This is a genomic window from Streptococcus oralis (assembly GCF_001579175.1).
GTDB classification, from domain to species: domain Bacteria; phylum Bacillota; class Bacilli; order Lactobacillales; family Streptococcaceae; genus Streptococcus; species Streptococcus oralis_O.
The window spans coordinates 133,608-151,564 of record NZ_KQ970759.1 but is presented as its reverse complement, the minus strand read 5'-3'; the positions used below and the strand labels follow the sequence as shown (position 1 = coordinate 151,564).

Annotated in this window: 13 protein-coding genes; 1 reads left to right on the top strand and 12 read right to left on the bottom strand. The window is 41.8% G+C overall.

Annotated features, from left to right (window positions below; all coding sequences use genetic code 11):
- Positions 1–1,768 (bottom strand): HAD-IC family P-type ATPase (locus SORDD24_RS00760; RefSeq protein WP_061407844.1); only part of this gene is annotated, 1,768 nt, incomplete at its 3' end.
- 132 nt (positions 1,769–1,900) lie between these two features.
- On the opposite strand from SORDD24_RS00760, the gene SORDD24_RS00755 reads away from it, so the two are divergent.
- The gene (locus SORDD24_RS00755; RefSeq protein WP_061406654.1) at positions 1,901–2,650 is read left to right on the top strand and encodes a lysophospholipid acyltransferase family protein; all 750 of its coding nucleotides are present in this window, start codon (positions 1,901–1,903) and stop codon (positions 2,648–2,650) included.
- Positions 2,651–2,692: 42 nt separating this feature from the next.
- Here the strand turns inward: SORDD24_RS00755 and SORDD24_RS00750 are convergent, their stop codons facing one another.
- The 11 genes from SORDD24_RS00750 to SORDD24_RS00700 all read right to left on the bottom strand — a co-directional run.
- Positions 2,693–3,385 (bottom strand): alpha/beta hydrolase-fold protein, encoded by a 693-nt coding sequence (locus SORDD24_RS00750; protein ID WP_061406652.1) that lies wholly within the window; start codon positions 3,383–3,385, stop codon positions 2,693–2,695.
- Positions 3,366–4,376: an ABC transporter substrate-binding protein gene (locus SORDD24_RS00745; protein WP_061406650.1), complete on the bottom strand. Its 1,011-nt coding sequence runs from the start codon at positions 4,374–4,376 to the stop codon at positions 3,366–3,368. The genes SORDD24_RS00750 and SORDD24_RS00745 overlap by 20 nt, the downstream gene beginning before the upstream one ends.
- Before the next feature lie 19 nt (positions 4,377–4,395).
- The gene (locus tag SORDD24_RS00740; RefSeq protein WP_061406648.1) at positions 4,396–5,151 is read right to left on the bottom strand and encodes an ABC transporter ATP-binding protein; all 756 of its coding nucleotides are present in this window, start codon (positions 5,149–5,151) and stop codon (positions 4,396–4,398) included.
- A 1-nt stretch (position 5,152) separates the two neighbouring features.
- Positions 5,153–6,199 carry a FecCD family ABC transporter permease gene (locus SORDD24_RS00735; RefSeq protein ID WP_061406645.1) on the bottom strand — a complete coding sequence of 349 codons (1,047 nt, stop codon included), beginning with the start codon at positions 6,197–6,199 and terminating at the stop codon, positions 5,153–5,155.
- Between the two features lie 233 nt (positions 6,200–6,432).
- Positions 6,433–7,044: a CadD family cadmium resistance transporter gene (locus tag SORDD24_RS00730; RefSeq protein ID WP_061406644.1), complete on the bottom strand. Its 612-nt coding sequence runs from the start codon at positions 7,042–7,044 to the stop codon at positions 6,433–6,435.
- A gap of 769 nt (positions 7,045–7,813) precedes the next feature.
- The gene (rpsO, locus tag SORDD24_RS00725; RefSeq protein ID WP_001018251.1) at positions 7,814–8,083 is read right to left on the bottom strand and encodes a 30S ribosomal protein S15; all 270 of its coding nucleotides are present in this window, start codon (positions 8,081–8,083) and stop codon (positions 7,814–7,816) included.
- Between the two features lie 290 nt (positions 8,084–8,373).
- Positions 8,374–9,066, bottom strand: coding sequence for a phosphoglycerate mutase (locus SORDD24_RS00720; RefSeq protein ID WP_061406642.1), 693 nt, complete (start codon positions 9,064–9,066; stop codon positions 8,374–8,376).
- Positions 9,067–9,512: 446 nt separating this feature from the next.
- Positions 9,513–9,893 carry a hypothetical protein gene (locus SORDD24_RS00715; protein WP_061406640.1) on the bottom strand — a complete coding sequence of 127 codons (381 nt, stop codon included), beginning with the start codon at positions 9,891–9,893 and terminating at the stop codon, positions 9,513–9,515.
- Between the two features lie 151 nt (positions 9,894–10,044).
- On the bottom strand, positions 10,045–15,549 hold the full coding sequence (locus SORDD24_RS00710; protein ID WP_061406638.1) for a ZmpA/ZmpB/ZmpC family metallo-endopeptidase: 5,505 nt from the start codon (positions 15,547–15,549) through the stop codon (positions 10,045–10,047).
- Between the two features lie 234 nt (positions 15,550–15,783).
- A complete protein-coding gene (locus SORDD24_RS00705; RefSeq protein ID WP_061406636.1) occupies positions 15,784–16,164 on the bottom strand; it encodes a DUF4064 domain-containing protein in 381 nt (126 codons plus the stop codon).
- 228 nt (positions 16,165–16,392) lie between these two features.
- A partial coding sequence (locus SORDD24_RS00700) for a ZmpA/ZmpB/ZmpC family metallo-endopeptidase (RefSeq protein WP_269139581.1) occupies positions 16,393–17,957 on the bottom strand: 1,565 nt, incomplete at its 5' end.

The following is a 17,957-nucleotide window of genomic DNA, read 5'->3' as shown; positions in this document are numbered from 1 at the left end:
CAATACGGGCAATGTTATTGACCACACGACGGCCTTCAAAGAGAATCTCAGGAACATCATTAAAGTCTGAGTTCAAGAGAACCAGATTGGCAATCTGACGAGTCGCAGGATCTCCCTCAGCCATCACGATAGAGCAGTCTGCTTCACGAAGGGCCAGAATATCATTGACACCGTCTCCTGTCATAGCCGTTGTATGACCCGCTTTTTTCAGGGTTTGGATCAGTAGTTTCTTTTGATGAGGAGAAACACGTCCGAAAATCGCAGTCTCCTCCGCCATGGCCATCAATTCCTCATCCGTAATTTTCGAGCAATCTACATAGCTGTCATAGTCTGCAAATCCAGCCTTCTGGGCAATGCTGGAAACAGTGACTGGATTGTCACCAGAGATAATCTTGAGGCCCACTTCCTGAGAACGGAGATAGTCCAGCGTCTCAGCGGCTCCTTCTCGAATCGGGTCCAAGATCTCCAGCAGTGCCAAGGCTTGAATATCAGATGGTTTTTGTGGCTTGTAGTGGGCTAGTTTTTCGTGACTGAGAGCCAAGACCAAGACACGAGAACCTCGCTCCAAGGCCTCTCTAGCTTCAGGGACTTCATTTTCCAGCAACATCTCAGGTGCACCTAAGAAAACAGTTCCCAAACCTTGCAACTCCATAGCCCCCCACTTGCGGTCGCTAGAGAAAGGCAGATTGGAAATCATAGGGTAAGCAACTTCTCCCACAAAACGCTGGCGAATAGCTTGAGCTGTCGGATTTTTATCCTCACTATGGGCCATATAACTGGTCAGAATGCTGGCAATCGCATGCTCACCATACTCTTCGGTCAAAGGAAGAACAGCCTCCACCTGCATCTTTCCTTGGGTGATGGTGCCCGTCTTGTCCAGACAGAGCATATCCACGCGCGCCAAGGTCTCGACAGAGTACATCTCCTGCACCAAGACCTTTTTCAAGCCCAGCTTAATCACCGCAGTCAAGAGCGAAGTGATGGTCAAAAGGGCGATTCCCTTAGGCAACATACCTAAAAGTGCTGTCGACGAATTTACAACGGATGACTTGAGAGGCAAGCCTTTTAACATCAAGGCTTCAAGCAGGAGAGCTAGACCAAAGGGAATGATAATCTTCCCAGTAAAACCAGCTAGCTTGTCCAGCGATTTCATGATACGGGAGTTGATCGGTTTCACTGTCTTAGCTTCCAGCATGAGTTTTGAAGCATAGTTGTCTGCCCCGACATGGTGAACTTGAGCCAAAACTGCGCCACTGGCTAGGAAACTCCCTGATAAAAGCAAGGCATCCACTTCTTTTTGCACCAAATCACTCTCACCCGTCAACATAGCTTCATTGACTTCCGCAAAACCTTCCAAAACCAAGGCATCACTAGGAATCTGCTCTCCAGCAGACAAACGAATGACATCTCCTAGAACCAATTCTTCAGGATTGAGAGCGACTTCTTGACCATCACGGATGGTTTTGACCTTTTCCTTGGTCATGAGATTGAGCTTGTCCACCATGTGTTTGGCTCGCAGCTCGGTCACAATCCCAGAAAAAGCGTTAAAGCAAATAACGGCAAAGAAGACCAGATTGCTCCAAGCCTGCACAAAAGCTAGCGCCAAGGCAATGGCAAAGTTCAACGCGTTAAAAAGTGTAAAAACATTTCGTTTGATGATTTGCCAAGTACTGGTACTGGCTGATGCGGTAAAGTCATTGACCAAACCTTGAGCCTGTCTTTCCTTGACTTCTCTTTGGGTTAATCCCATAATCTTATTTTTATCCATAAATTCTATCATATCATTTTTTTTAAAAGAATTCTAATCCCATCTAAAACTGTCCACTGTCAACTGAAAAAGTTTGCCATCAGTCTTTTGATAAGGTATAATAATAAAAGCAATACAATCGAAGGAGATCTCATGTTTTATACTTATTTACGTGGACTAGTCATGCTGATCTTGTGGTCCATCAATGGCAATGCCCACTATCACAATACGGATAAAATCCCTAGTCAAGATGAAAACTATATCCTCGTCGCTCCTCATCGTACCTGGTGGGATCCAGTTTACATGGCTTTTGCGACCAAGCCAAAACAGTTCATCTTTATGGCCAAAAAAGAGCTGTTTAACAACCGCATCTTTGGCTGGTGGATCCGTATGTGTGGCGCCTTTCCTATTGACCGGGAAAAACCTAGTGCCTCTGCCATCAAGTACCCTATCAACGTCCTCAAAAAAAGCGACCGCTCTCTCATCATGTTTCCTAGTGGTAGTCGCCACTCGACAGATGTCAAAGGCGGAGTTGCTCTGATTGCCAAGATGGCTAAGGTCCGTATCATGCCAGTTACCTATACTGGTCCCATGACCTTGAAAGGTTTGGTTAGCCGTGAACGTGTGGATATGAACTTTGGAAATCCTATCGATATCTCAGACATCAAGAAAATGAATGATGAAGGGATTGAAATGGTTGCAGACCGTATCCAAGCAGAATTCCAACGTTTGGACCAAGAAACCAAGCAATGGCACAATGATAAAAAACCAAATCCACTCTGGTGGTTTGTCCGTATCCCTGCCCTCTTCCTTGCTGTGATTGTTGGTATCCTAACGATTATCTTCACCTTCATCGCAAGCTTTATCTGGAATCCAGATAAGAAGAGAGAGTCTCTTGGTTAAAAAATACAATTATCCCTTGGCTTTTACCAAGGGATATTTCTTTTATGCAATTTCCCATTCTTGGGCCAACCAGCTGGAAAAGACTAGAAATCGCTCAACCACTTGCTCATGATGTCCATAAGAATCAAAGACAAACTGACCAGCCGGATAGTGCTTCTGAAGGCTAGTATGGATCTGCTCAGCATAGACTGGTGCTTGAGCCAAGCGATTGGTATGATGGGCTCCTTCTGTTTGACCATTCTGTAAATACAGCAAACAATCTAAATTTCTCACCTTTTCTTCCCTGCAATAAGTCACAAAATCAGGATACCAAAAGGAACCACAGATAGAGAAGATACAAGAGACCTTATCAAAACGGAAAAGACTGTAAACGGCCGCCAAACCACCTAGTGAGTAACCTCCATAGGCAAGGCGATTTTTGTCCAGGCGATAAAGCGACTGCAACTTGTCTAAAAGACCTCCAAATAAATGACCATGATAGGCATTTGCCTGACCGCCAAAATCTGGAGCCCCCTCTCTCAGAGCAGCTGCCTTCCATGGAGTGTAGTCGTTTAGGCGATTTTTAGAGGTCAAACCCACTAAAATCACAGACTCTGAAAGGGAAGATAGGAAATCCAAGTTTCCATCATTCAAGAGAATTGCTGGATAGGTTTGATTGGGGTCATAGGTCGAAGGAAGGCTGACCTTAACTTGGATTCCTTCCCAATCAAACTCATTATTTATTGATAAAGTCATTGATTTTCTCAAGGGAATCAATTACTGCTGGACCATAGTCCATCAACTCATCGTAAGAAATGGTCATGATTTTTTGATTCTTAATAGCAGGAACGTTTTCCAAAACTTCATTTGCTTTCATCAACTCTACTGCATTGGCATCCAATTTTTTATTGCGGTCACTAGTTACATAGATAATCAATTCAGGATCCATTGACACGAGATTCTCCAAGGTCAAGCCTGATGTTCCCGTTGCAACGTTGGTATAACCAAGTTGATTTAGCAGGCTTTCTTGCAAAGCAGACTTGTAAGCACCGAAGGTTTCGTCGTTATAAGCAACCATAATCAAAGCCTTTTTCTTTTCACCTTGACTTGCTGGGTTTGCTTTCTTAACAGCATCAATTTTAGCTTGTAATTGAGTTGCGTATTCATTAGCCTTGTCCTGAACATTAAAAATCATTCCAAGATTTTTGACATCTTCTACAATATTCCCCAAATCTTGCTGAATCGTTGAGAGAGAAGCTTTTTGCGTATAGACTGGGATTTTGTTTTCATTCCAAGTGCTAACTGTTCCCAAGGATTTTTCAGAAAACATCATGTTTCGACCCATCACAGCGTCTGGCTCATAAGAAAGGACTGTCTCTTGTGAGACTGTTTTTTTATCACCGATTTGAGGAATCGTCGCAATCGCGTCCTTGTATTTGTCCGTCACTGCATTATCAGGGTTAAGCATACCAGCAATTTTATCCTTCAAGCCTAACTCCAATAAGATTTCAGTGGTTGACAGATTGTTGGTGATAACTTTTTCAGGTGCCTTCTCAAAAACTTGTTCGACTTCGTTCCCTTTAGCGTCATAGGTTTTGACCGTTAGTGGATAAGTTGTCTCTGTGCTGGCCTTTTGACTTGTTTCTGAGCTAGATTGTGTGGTAGCTTTTTCTGTAGTAGTGTTGCCACAAGCTGCCATGGTTAGGGTAGCTACTGTTACGAGTAAAATGCTTAGTGTTTTTTTCATCTTGTTTTCCTTTTCATTCTTATAAATAGTGAATCATAGCTTGCTGATCCTCGGTCCAAGTAACCTGACTTTGAACTCCGTATACAGTTTGCAATGACTCAGGGGTGATGGTCTCCTTTGGAGTCCCTTGGTAAAGGATTTCTCCCTCTTTCATCAGATAGAGATAATCCGAATAGCGACAAGCAAGTTGAATATCATGTAGGACAGCTAAAACATTGACCTTGAGATTCTTCACAATGGCCAACAAGTCTAGCTGATACTTGATATCCAGGTGATTTGTTGGTTCGTCCAGGAGCAAGAGAGACGGCTCTTGCGCCAAGGCGCGAGCTAATAAGACTCGTTGTTTCTCCCCCCCTGACAGAGACGAATAGAGACGAGTTTTCTTCTCAAGCATATCCACCTTGACGAGAGCATCTTGAACGAGGGCATAATCTCTTTCCTTTTCCTTCTGTAAAAAAGAGAGGTGGGGAGTTCTTCCCAGCAAGACGATTTCCTCAACTGTACAATCAAACTGCAATTGATTAAACTGGGTAACAACTGCCATCTGCTTAGCCGTTTTTTTGAGTGACCAATGCTCCAGCTTCTTTCCATCAAGGCTTATCAAGCCTTTGTCCGCCTTTTCCTGACGATAGAGGAGTTTAAGCAGACTGGTTTTTCCACTTCCATTTGGTCCTAGTATCGTATGAAATTGATGCCCTTCAACCTTAAGAGAAACTCCTTTGAGGATTTTTTTCTCTCCTAGTCCAAAGTGAACATCCTGACAAATCAAGTCCATATCAGGCCCTCACCTCCCTTCGTCTTCCTCCAACAATGTAGATAAAGAAGGGAGCTCCTACTAAGGCTGTGAAAATGCCAATCGGCAACTCAGCGTTTGGAATGATGATACGAGAGAGTACATCTGCCCAGACCACAAAGAGGGCACCCAGTAAGGTCGCAATAGGAAAAAGCCTCCTGTAATTCGTTCCTACTAACCCTCGAGCTAAGTGAGGAGTAATCAGACCAACAAATCCAATAATCCCACAAGTTGCCACTAAGACAGCTGTCAGCACAGCCACCACGGTCACGTAAAGATACCAATAGAAGCGTAAGGGAATTCCCAAAGTTAAAGCAGCCTCATCTCCCATCATCATCGCATTAAAAACACGATACTGAGTAGCGAAAAATAGAAAGGCCAATCCTACTACTATAGTTGGCAGGACTAAGTCAGACCAAGTAGTCCCAGCAAGCGAACCCATGGTCCAAAACTTAATAGTCATCACACTGTCCGCATTAGCGCCAACTGAGATAATAAAGTTGGAAAATGCCAGAAAGAGAGCATTGACCACCGTTCCTGATAAGATCAGACTAGAAGTCGTTATCCTGCCCTGCATAGAGGCAATGATGAGGACAGCGATTGTTGCCAAAATAGCTCCAAGGAAAGCTCCAAGGCTAATCACCAATTTTAAACCAAGAATGATGCTCAAAGTTGCCCCTAGAGTTGCACCCGCAGAAATTCCTAAGACATAGGGCTCTGCGATGGGATTGTTCACTGTAGACTGCATCACGCTACCACACATAGAAAGTCCAGCCCCTACTATCAGACCTAACAATACTCGGGGGAATCTCATGTTCCATACAATGGCAAGAGTAGACTTGGAAACCTCTCCTATCTCAAGAGGAAATCCTAACCTGCTCAAAATAATCCGATAGGTATCTCCTAGATCAATCGCAACAGATCCCATTGAAACTGCTAGAAAGAGAGAAATCCCTAAAATACCTAGCAAAATAACTAAAAGTAACACAAATTGCTGGTCTTGTCGGCTTCCAGAAAATTTGGAAAGCATGCAAACCTCCTTTGATAGAATCTTAAAAATTTAGAAAATTCTCATGAAAAGTATAGCATATTTTCAACAATGGAACAAGATGAGAAAAATAAATATAGTTGGTCTTACAGTGCTAATAATCGTAACCGAAGATTATACTTGGGTATATCGAGGTAAAGTGACAACATAAAAAGCCCTCTAAAATTAGAGAGCTGATTTGAGCCCGGGCTAAAATCCTAGTGAAACAAAAAAATCTACACGATCAGAAAAGTCTCTATCGTGCCATTTTCATACATGATGTATAGTCCAAGTAGAATGAATACTATGGGCACAATGATTCGCTCGTATTTTTCAATTGTCTCGAGTATTAACGGAATAGAGGATAACATCCGACTAATCTCGCAAAAGATAATTATGCCGATTACAAACACAAGCAACGCCACGAGGGTCTGTGACCAATCTAACGAAGCAAAATAAGGTATATAGATACCTAAATTATCTCCGCCAGACGCAATTGTCAGCAATGTAACTGTCCAAAACAGTTGATTTGCCTTGCTTTGTTCTAATCTTTCAATAATTTCTTCCTCTTCTTCCTCACCTTCTCCAACAATTGCAAAGCGAATCCCTAAATAGATAGGGATTAAACCAAGCAATCCAACCATCCATTCTTCAGGCACGAAATTAACGACATAAGCAGCAACTAAACTCGCCCCTACAAGTAAGCCTGTTCCTAGATATTGCCCCGCATAAATATGCCATTTCTGTTTATTCTGTGATAGCTGTGCAAATAAAATAATTAAAATAATTAAATAATCGATACTGGTGGAAATATAAACACCAATAGCAGATATGATTGTCTGTCCCATAAAAGCCTCCTGTATTAGTCAGTAATAAATCAGCAGATTTTAGGAGAGCACAGACACATTAATTTAGCTATCGCTAGTGGGTAATGTCGAACGTAGGAAAGCATTTTACTCCTCCTCAAAACGTAGTTACAAAGTAATTTCTAACTGAAATTCGGTGACTACTTCCATGTAAAGTATAACATACTATACTTTACTTCGTAAAGTGTGGGCTCTCCGAGGGGGCTTGCAGACAGCTACTCGACTTGAAAAGCCGAGTAACTGCGCACCTTCATGGTGTCATTAGCTGATACCATTTGAGGTTTTTGTAGTCTCCAAAATTATGACCGATAAAACCCGAAGCTACAATTAAATGGATAACATTACGTTTTTGTAGTCTCCAAAATTATGACCGATAAAACGAAATGATTAAGACATACCCTGACGGCTTGGTTTTTGTAGTCTCCAAAATTGTGACCGATAAAACCTCAATAAAAAAGCCCTCTGATAACAGAGAGCTGATTTGAACTAGAGCCAGAATCCTAGTGAAACAAAAAATCTCCCCAAAGGGAGATGATTTGGTTTATTTTACCTTACAGTGCTAGAAACCGTAACCGAAGATAATACTTTAGTATATCGAGGTAGGGTGACAAAAGTAAAAAAGCTCTCTGAATATCAGAGAGCTCAAGTCTTGCTGGATAAAACGTTTATAGACTAGGCGACGAGGCGAAGATTGTACTAATGGTACATCGAGCTGAAGCCAACGAAGTATAGAAACGTTTTAGACGCAAGATTAGCGACGAAGTCCAAGAGAGTTGATTAACTCACGGTAACGGTTAACGTCGTTTTTACGCAAGTATGCAAGCAAGTTACGACGGCGACCGATTTTCTTCATCAATCCACGGTAAGTAGCGTGGTCTTTTTTGTGTTGTTTGATGTGTTCGTTAAGGTGGTTGATTTCCCAAGTAAGGACAGCAACTTGAACCTCTACTGAACCTGTATCACCTTCGTGACGTGCATATTGTGCGATGATTTCATTTTTTTTCTCTTTTGAGATTGCCATGATGTTTCTCCTTTTTATTTGGCTTCATCCGAGTGACAGGTTGGCATGCCTGTAACCAAGAAGAAGTTATTTGTCTTTCCGACAGTTCTTATTCTACCAAGAAGCAGGGACTTTGTCAACTGATTTACTGTTTAAAACCTTGAATTACTCTACTGATTTCAGGGTTTCAAGCATATCTACTTTTCTTACAATCAAGTCACTCTTTACTATCATTATAACGCTTTTTCAACTAGTTGGAAACCAGAAGCAAAAACAAAAAGCCTAGGAATCCTAGGCTTTCTGTTTATAGATTATTTTCCAAGGTAGTATTCAGAAACGACGTTCAATTTTTCGTCAAATTCGAATACCAATGGTGGGAAGTTAGGGATTTCCACGTCCATAATTTCGTCGTCTGACAAGCGTTTGATGTGTTTTACAAGGGCACGGATTGAGTTACCGTGAGCTCCTACGAATACGTTTTTACCATCTTTAAGTGCTGGAGCGATTTTGTCTTCCCAGAATGGAAGGGCACGTTCCAAAGTCACTTTCAAGTTTTCAGCATCTGGAATAACTGAGTCGTCAAGTGAAGCGTAACGACGGTCATTGTGAGCTGAGTGCTCATCATCACGATCCATGTTTGGAGGCAATACATCGTATGAACGACGCCAGATGTGAACTTGCTCATCACCAAATTGTTCAGCAGCTTCAGCTTTATTTTTACCAGTCAAACCACCGTAGTGACGTTCGTTCAAGCGCCATGATTTTTCAACTGGAACCCACAATTGGTCAGCCGCTTCAAGAGCCAAGTTTGTTGTTTTGATCGCACGTTTCAATACTGAAGTGTAAGCTTGGTCAAATTCAATACCAGCTTCTTTGATCAATTTACCAGCGTCAATCGCTTGTTGTGTTCCTTTTTCAGACAAATCAACATCAGCCCAACCAGTGAAAAGGTTAGCTTTGTTCCATTCAGACTCACCGTGGCGAGCAAAAACCAATTTTACCATTAGATGGATTCTCCTTTTATTTTTCGAGGTTTCCCTCGTTTATCTATTCTATTTTACACAATTTTTCACAAAAAAGCTAGTTAAAATCAATTAAAAAGAGAGAACAGTGTCCTCTCATCTAGTTATTATTAATTCGCGATATTCAATCAAGAAACAATTGCAATTATTTGTTATTTAAAGCATCAATTAAACGATCAGTATTCTAAGTTACATTAGTATCATTGTAACGATTATGAATGAGACCTTCAATTGTTTCTTTGCAATTTTCAAGATTAGCTTTTTCAAATACTACCACACTGACAACAGGTGTTCCACCAGAAGTAAGATGCAAAACTAGTAGAGTTTGAAAAGCACTTAGTACTGTTAATACAGAACTAAATCCTTCACCTAAATTATTTGTCTAACTTTTTGATGTCATTACACAAATGGGTTGTTTCACTAGACTATCAGACAAGGCCACGGACTTCTTTCAAAAATTTAGAAAAAGAAACAGCGCCTTTAATGATTAGAAATCCTCCTATCCACTCGGTCGCTGAAAGAAATCCCAGCACGCCACCAATGATAAATAAAATAGATGGCAGCATTCGAAGTTGTTGATCCTCTTCGAAATAGATTAGCATAAAGGTTCCTAATGCAATTATCAAAATCTTAAAAAATGTCAGGAGCAGGGAAAAGGCAACCGTAACAACCAGCATTTTTGAAGGATCTTTATAGATGATGGCCCCAGTATAGGATAGCAAAAATCGTAGAACAGGTCCCAAAAGCAAGGTTATACCTGCCACCATGCCCAGTCTCCAATTGAGTCGAACCAATCTATCTCTCTCCATAAAAACCTCCTTCTCTCGTAGCTATCATTCTACCATATTTGCTCCAGAAACAAAAGACCTTCTCCGTCACAAACAAATCGCCTACCAGCTTTCAGACATCCGGACATAAAAAGAGAAGATCTGTCGATCCTCCCTTTTCATTTTCCACCCCTTATTTCTTAAAAATAGAGGTTCTGAAGTCGTTTGTTTGGTCAAGATAGGCTTTAAAGATTGCTCTCTTCAACTTATGAACGGCACTGTCATACTCTGGATTATAGTTGCTCCAACGAGGACTTACAGCATCCTTGAGAACAGCTTGATCCATGAGGGCCTGCAATTCAGTCACTTGATTGATGGTCTTGATCCCATAGCTTGGCCATGGTTTTGTCGGATCTTTAAAGGTCACTTGTTTTAAGTTTTCAAACTGATCCACACGTTCTTTATACATGGCTTTCTTAAAGGCAGCCCAAGATGCATACTTGCCTTCAAACACCTTGTCCAATACAAGATCATCTGTCACCAATCCTCGTGTTTTACCATAGAGATTGATGGTTTTACCTTTTTGTTTGGCAATTTCTTCGTATTGATTTGAGATATAAGGTACCATTCCATCCTTAAAGCCTTTGGCAGCCAAAAGTTCGTAAGCGATCCGACGTCCCATAAGATCACCAGGTGTTCCTTTCTCACTGCTGAGAGCTGAAAAGATTGGAGCAAAGAGTTTAATCGTATAGTAGCCATTTCGCTCATAGTCGCCAGATTGGTACTCACGAGATGATAAGATGTTATGATCAATCAAACTATCAAAATTGGTTAGTCTCTTTGCCTCTTCTTCTGTCAATTCTTTGACTACGTTAGTGGCATAAACCTCATTTCCATCTACTGGATCTTTCTCATACTTGTTCTCGATTTTTCTGAGAGCTGCCATTTTCTGGTAAACATTCAGTTTCTTAACAATTGACTGCCCTTCGAGATATTCCAGCATGTAGATGAGGTCAAACATATTATGGACATAGTTCTGAAGATCTGCAGCGTTTTGGAATCTCTCTGTCGGATCCAAGACTTGCAGACGGGAGTCCTCTGTACTATCTGATGTTGAGTGTTTCAAGATGGAGTTGATGGTGAGGGTTGCGTCACTTGGTTGGTCAGGGGCTTGCAATAAGCCTTTTGCGAAGAACTCTGGTCCCAAACCACTTCTTCGACCATAGCCGCCAAGGTAGATATCCTGATCCGAATCATGGGTCATTTCATGGGTATAAGTAATGGCTCCATCCTTGTCTAGCATACGGTAAGACATATAGTAGACACCATCCCCTGTAGCGTAGGCTCCATGCTGGTTGTGTACTACCTTATTGCCAACTGGGCCAAAGAAGTTCTTCATAGCTGGATTGGAGCTATCAAACTTAGCCTCCACTGTAGGTTTTCCTGATGTTGTGTCATCACCAAACTTATAGGCATCATAAAGGAGAATCGTACGATAGAGTTTTTCACGTGATTGTTCATCTAAAATACGATACCAATAATCGTAGTGATCTCGCTGACGTTTGGCTGTTTCACGCGCATTTTCTTCTACAAAGTCATTGAGAGCCTTGCCCGCTTTATGGTCACTATTACGGTAGCGATCATAAGCTCCAAATCCTAGACTAGACATAGTTGAGATGACAAAGACGGATTTTTCTGGCAAGGTCAGGAGAGGCAAGACCATATTGCGGTATTTCCATGTGGCACTCGTAATGCGATCATAAACACCGATAGAATACTTGGTGCCAGCTAGTCCTTGCTTCGTTTTCACCTCTTCGATAGTGGATTTTTCTTCGACGATATAAGCCTTAGTCTCTGATTTAAACCAGTCATTGTTGCTTTTCTCTGGTAGAAAGACTTTTCGGTAATGTTCTAGCGTGCTAAACAAATCTTTTGTTCCATGATGGCTAGCAAGACTGATACCATAAGTATCGACATTATTCTTAGCTAGAAGATTGTTAAAGCCAGATTTACCCAACTCAATCAGAGTATCGAGTGGCGAAGCATTTCCCTTACCAAAGAAGTCCAGATGGTACAGAACCAGGTCTTTGACATTCACCTGACCATAGCTAAAGTTATACCAACGTTCCAGATAGGTCAAGCCAAGTAGCAAGGCTTCTTTGTTGCGCTTGATTTTATATACAAGATAGCCCTTGGTGACTGGGTTATCACCGGCAAGTCCAGCATCTGCTGACAAGAGTTTTTTCAAACTGTCTTCCAGATGTTGTTTTGTTTTGGTGAACTGGTCTTCAAGGTAGAGCTCAGTCTGCTCGACTTTTGGAGAAATACCGAGTGTCTTTCTGATTCCTTCTGAGTGGTAGTCCACCTTTTGTAAGTCAGGTAAGACTTGTTTGATGATGGAGCTTTGGTCGTACAAGAATTGGTTTGGCGTATAGAGAAGCCCCGTATTTCCTAGACTATATTCTGCTAATTTGGCGAAATCATTCTGGTACTTGAGATCCAGCTTCTCAGATGAATGGTCCTTGTAGTGTAGCAAGAGTTTGTTTGCAGTCTGTTTGTTAGAAACAATGTCTGTGATGACTTGGTTATCCTTCATCATGACTGCTGACAAGAGTTCTTTTTGATATAAAAGACTGTTCTCATTGACCAGATTTCCGTATTTGACGATGGTTGCCTTGTTGTAGAAAGGTAGCAATTTTTCAATATTCTTATAAGCCAAGGCGCGCTTAGCTTGATAATGAGCCACCTTAGAAAAATCACTGTCTTTTTTGCCACTTGTTGAGAGTGCCTCCACTGTAGGTAGAGTGAGAGGATTGATTGCTGCTTTCTTGCTTGCAATTTGGGAAGCATCTAGCATGGTTCCTCTTTCTTCAAAGGATTCCTTGCTGACGACTTCGTCCTTGACCAAGGTGACATTATAGAGTCTGTTGGCCTTGCTGCTGAATGTGTCCTTCACCTTCATTCCATTGTAGTGGTAACCGGTAATGGCATTCCCGTTGGTTACATTGACATCACTAAGGACATTGGTCAAACTTCCAGCATGCCTTACATCACCAGAAGTTCGATCCCACAAATTGCCTGCCACTCCAGCGACTCTACCAAAGTGCTTGACATTGTTAATATCACCCTCAGCATAACTATGCTGGATCTGCGCATCTTGGTCTACAAGACCTGCAAGACCACCCACAGTCTGATCTGAAGTATTTGTGTTGGATGAAATAGCCACTGTCGCTTTTGACTTAGTCAGCGAAGCTCTGTTTCCTGTCAAATGACCGACCAGACCACCGATATTGTAGGCAGCAGTCGTTTCATAAGTGTTGATAATTCTTCCCTTGAAACTGCTCTCTGTGATACTTGATTGCTCAGCCTTTGCCAGCAAACCACCGATGCCACGTTCACCAGCCAGAACACCATCGACGTGAACTCGCTGAATCTTTGTGCCATTCTGGGCTTCATAGGCCAGTGAACCAATATCATCTTTCCCTGAAATGGTGACATTTTTCAGACTCAATTTTTCTACTGTGGCGCCATTCAAGGTTTCAAACAGAGGCTTTTTCAAATTGTAAATAGCAAACTGCTTGCCATCTTTTTCACCGATCAACTGACCAGTAAAGGTGCCCTTGATATAGGATTTTTCATCAGGACCCAACTCCACTTCGTTAGCGTTCAAGCTAGCTCCCAAATAATAAGTTCCAGAGAGATTCTGCTTGATAGCATTGACTAGGTTGCTAAAGGAAGTAAAGGTTGTCATTTCCTCTCTAGCCTTCTTAGCTAGGTAGAAGGTGAAATTGTCAGCATATTTATTTTCTAGCTCCTGCTGGAGTTTCTCGGCCTTGGCTGTGATTTTATAAACTGGCTGCCCATTTTTTATTTCAGCCGTTATTGAAGAAACTGGTAGATAGACATCTTTAAATGACGAAGATTTAACCTTGACAAAGTAAGTGTCTGGATTACTTGGGACACCATCTAAAGAAACGTGTTGTTTGTAAGTACCATTGGTCTGACTATACAACTCCAGATCCGAAACATTTCTTAGCTCAAGCGTCTTCTCTGGATCTTTTTCTTTTGGTTTTTCTGTCGGAGCTTCCGGTTTTACTTGCTCGGTATTGCCAGTATATTCTGGAAGAGGAGCGACTTGTTCCGGTTCCACGATGGCTCCTGCTTGAGTTCCTGTATATTCTGGTGTTTCAGTTGTCTCTGGAGCTACTATTGCACCAGATTGCTCACCTGTATATTCTGGTTTTTCGCTTGTCTCTGGGGCTACAATCGCTCCCGCTTGAGTTCCTGTATATTCTGGTGTTGGTGTCACCTGTTCAGGTTCTACGATTGCTCCAGACTGCTCGCCTGTATAGGCTGGTTTGTCAGTCGTTTCTGGTTCCACCAAAGCCCCTGACTGGACGCCCCCAACCTTCGGCTCAACTTTTTCCGACTCAACGATGGCACCAGCTTGAGTTCCCTGATACTCAGGCAATGGAGCAACTTGCTCGGGTTCAACGACTGCTCCTGCTTGGGTGCCTGTATATTCTGTTTTTTCAGCTGTCTCTGGGGCTACAACCGCTCCCGCTTGCTCGCCTGTATATTCTGGTAATGTAGCCTGAGTCTCAGGCTCTCCTTTTCTTGCAGACTGAGGTGCTTCACTCGGAGCAACTGCCTTCTTAGTCCCTTTTTCTACTATACGTGGCAAGGATTCTTCTAATTTAGTTGATAGAACTTCCCGAGAAATTTCTTGGTTTTCAACAGTGAAAATGCGAACAAGTTCAATCTTCTTCCCAGCACGACCTTCTTGTTTGACACGAATGGTTCCCTCTGCTAGTTCTGAATTTTCTTGAACCACTTCTGAAAAGTCTAGTTTGGTTACAATTTCTTGGTCTTTGTATAGGAGCTCTGGTTTGTTCACGCGACCAGCCAAGACTTCATCCTGAGGATCAATACTAGCAAGACCGGACGGTTTTGGATCGGATGAATCTTGAGAAGGGATTGGTTTTTCAGCAGGGAGTGTAGGAGATGGTATTTTCTGCTCATCTCCTGCCCTTTGTCCACCTTCGTTGGCTTGGAAATGAGGTTGAACCGTATAGTCAAGTTTCTGATCCCTAGCAACAGTTTCTTGCTGATTAATCTCTTTGTCTTGCTTAATATAGCCTAGGTAGGTATAACCCGATAAGGCGCGTGGCAAAGGCAGACTATCTCCTTGGGATAATTGGTATTCCTGATTGTATTGGAGCAAAAGCTGATTTTCAATAGCCTGAACCGAAGAAGCCAAACCACTGCCCATCCCTGTTACCAAAATCACATTCAAAAGGGCTTTCTTTTTGCCTTTCTTCTTCGACACTACAAAAATAAGAAGGCCAATCGAAGCCAAGGCTCCACCAGTTAAAACACTAGTAAGGCTATTCTGCCCCCCTGTATTGGGCAACTGACCCAGCTGAGCTTTCTCATCCATACGGTAGACTAGATAATAGGTACTCTCACTATCTTCAGCAATTTTCGGAATATCCTTAACAATCAAGTCCTTTTCTTGCCCACTCAGCTCCGTTTCCGTCACATATTTGTAGTGAACAGCTGCATTTTCTTGAGCAAATACGGTCCCACTGCTCGCAACGGACACAAAAAATAGGCTTGAAATCGAAGCTGACACAAGTCCAATTGCTAATTTTCGTAAGGAGAAACGATGCTGCTTCTCTCCAAAAATCTTTTTCATTCTATATCCTCTCAACTTTTCAACCTCTATCAAGAAAATAACTAGTATTATATTTTGATATAGGTATTTCACATCCACCATTATACTATAAAAATACTTCCTTGTCTCAAATAAATGCTTTAGATTTCACGAATGTCAAAGCTTATTTATCCTGTCAATTTTACCCCTGCTTGATGACAAAAAAAGAAGGCTAAGCGCCTTCTCTTATTTAAAAATATTCCTAACAAAAAGTCATTATTCTTGAATCTCGAACTTTTTCAAAAGTCCAAAGTAGAGGGAGCCACCAATGATTGTCAGAATTCCTCCTACCCAGCCCAAGAATGGGATTAATCCAACAGCACCACCTACGATAAACAAGACAGACGGTGCAGGAGTTACACGTTTATCATCCTTGTAATAAACAATAGCCACAATTCCTAAAACCAAGATTGCAATTTTCACCAATGATAAAATAATTGAAAAAATCGTCAATAGCCCAACTGTTGCATCTGAGTCCTCCGTTGCCGCAGCAGCACCGACAGCTATCATAAATATAACAACTGGAGCCAACAGTAAGACAATACCTGAAATAAGACCAAAAATCGCATTTACGCGAGCAAGTGTATTTGTTTTCATCCGAATCTCCTTCAAAATTTGTACAGCTATCATTTTATCATATTTTCATGAAAAACAAAAGGAATTTCAAAATGAGGATACTAGATGATGAATGATTTCAAATTTCTAAACAGACATTTCGAGCAAGAAATATATCATATATCAATTTATTTGTGAATTCATTCGTTTTTGTACTAAGCAAGCCGTTCCCCTAAAAAAGAAGATCACTTGGATCTTCTTTTTTCGTATCTATCTTTCAAAGATGGACTGTCTGAAGTCATCTGTGGCACGTAGATAAGCATTGAAAATACGATACTTGAGTTGGGCGACACTGCTCTTAGAGCTGTCTGATAAGGCACGATCAATGTTCTTAGCTGAGGCATCCGCTAGTACTGCTAAGTACATATAATCTTGTAATTCCTCATAAGAAGAAATCGTAATTTGTCGTTTGCTATCTAGTTTTCCGGCTTCAAACTCGATGGTGATAGGACGAAGGAAGTTTTGAGCCTTGTTGTATCGCTCATTCAACATAGCTTTCTTCAAATCCTTCCATGATTCATACTGGCTACCATAGAGATTTTTGAAAACCAGATCATCTCCAACTACTCCGACATCTCCTCTGTTCCAGATTGAGTATGTCTTATGACCTTCTTTAAGCGCTTGGCCAGCGTATTGGCCAGATACATATGGGACAAATCCTTGCTGGTAACCCTTGTCTCCGAGCAATTCATAGGCTCTACGGCGGAACATAAGCCCCCCAGGTGCACCAGTTGGATTGTCCAGAGCTGCATAGAAGGAAGCAAACATATTGATGACATAGTAGCCATTTCGTCCAAAACTAGCTGTATCCCAACCATCGCGACGACCAATGATATTATGATCAACCAGAGCATCGACAGATTTTAATTTAGCTGCTTCTTCGGCTGTTATAGGGACAATGCGATCATCAGCATGTGCTTTCTTACCATAAGACGTATTCTCAAATTTATAATTTTCAGCCTTGCGGTACCATTTCATTTTCTGTTGATCAGTTAGAACACCAGTAACAATATCCCCTTCTACATAATCGAGAAGGTTCAGCACATCAAAGACTCCATGCATGTAATCCCGTAAAGCGTCTGATGAGGAGAATCGGGCAACAGGATCATAGGTATGGTAACGAGAGGTTGAATCTTTATCTCCTTGATAGAAACTATTGAGAACGAGACCTTTTTCGCTAACATTGGTTACAGACTCTAACATTCCTGTAGCAAAGCTCTCAGGTCCTTCACCCTCACGGCGACCATGTCCTTCAAAATAGATAGAACCATCCGAGTTGTGGGTCATTTCATGGGTATAGACCATGGTTCCAGAAGCTCCCAGCATCTGGTCATAGACGTAGAAGACTTCATAACCATTGGCAAAGGCTCCTAGTCCATTGTCTCCGTGATACTTTCCAGCAGGGCCAAAGAAATTGTACATAGCAACAGAGGTCTTATCATTACGCGGAGCCCAATATTGATGACCTTTATCATTATAAAGAAAGAAACCGTCTGTAACGATCACCCGTCTGAATAGAGTGTCTTTCCTGTTTGGACTTAAAATGTTGTACCACATGTCATAGTGGTTTCGTTGCCATTCAGCTGATTGATCCACAAGTTTTTCAACGTGTCGATGGAGTTCCTCGCCTGAGAGAACTCTGCCACCTTCTTTCCTGTAGCTTCCAAAACTACCAAAGGCAATGGTCGACATATTGCTGATGATATAGACATCTCTTTCAGGTAAGGTCAGAAGCTGGAGAACCATTTGCTTGAAGCCCCAATCTCCCTGAGTCA

Excerpts from the sequence above, each read along its gene's own strand:
- SORDD24_RS00720 (WP_061406642.1), bottom strand. The coding sequence starts at position 9,066 with ATGGTAAAATTGGTTTTTGCTCGCCACGGTGAGTCTGAATGGAACAAA.
- SORDD24_RS00730 (WP_061406644.1), bottom strand. The coding sequence starts at position 7,044 with ATGGGACAGACAATCATATCTGCTATTGGTGTTTATATTTCCACCAGT.
- rpsO (WP_001018251.1), bottom strand. The coding sequence starts at position 8,083 with ATGGCAATCTCAAAAGAGAAAAAAAATGAAATCATCGCACAATATGCA.
- SORDD24_RS00745 (WP_061406650.1), bottom strand. The coding sequence starts at position 4,376 with ATGAAAAAAACACTAAGCATTTTACTCGTAACAGTAGCTACCCTAACC.
- SORDD24_RS00715 (WP_061406640.1), bottom strand. The coding sequence starts at position 9,893 with ATGGAGAGAGATAGATTGGTTCGACTCAATTGGAGACTGGGCATGGTG.
- SORDD24_RS00750 (WP_061406652.1), bottom strand. The coding sequence starts at position 3,385 with ATGACTTTATCAATAAATAATGAGTTTGATTGGGAAGGAATCCAAGTT.
- SORDD24_RS00735 (WP_061406645.1), bottom strand. The coding sequence starts at position 6,199 with ATGCTTTCCAAATTTTCTGGAAGCCGACAAGACCAGCAATTTGTGTTA.
- SORDD24_RS00710 (WP_061406638.1), bottom strand. The coding sequence starts at position 15,549 with ATGAAAAAGATTTTTGGAGAGAAGCAGCATCGTTTCTCCTTACGAAAA.
- SORDD24_RS00705 (WP_061406636.1), bottom strand. The coding sequence starts at position 16,164 with ATGAAAACAAATACACTTGCTCGCGTAAATGCGATTTTTGGTCTTATT.
- SORDD24_RS00755 (WP_061406654.1), top strand. The coding sequence starts at position 1,901 with ATGTTTTATACTTATTTACGTGGACTAGTCATGCTGATCTTGTGGTCC.
- SORDD24_RS00740 (WP_061406648.1), bottom strand. The coding sequence starts at position 5,151 with ATGGACTTGATTTGTCAGGATGTTCACTTTGGACTAGGAGAGAAAAAA.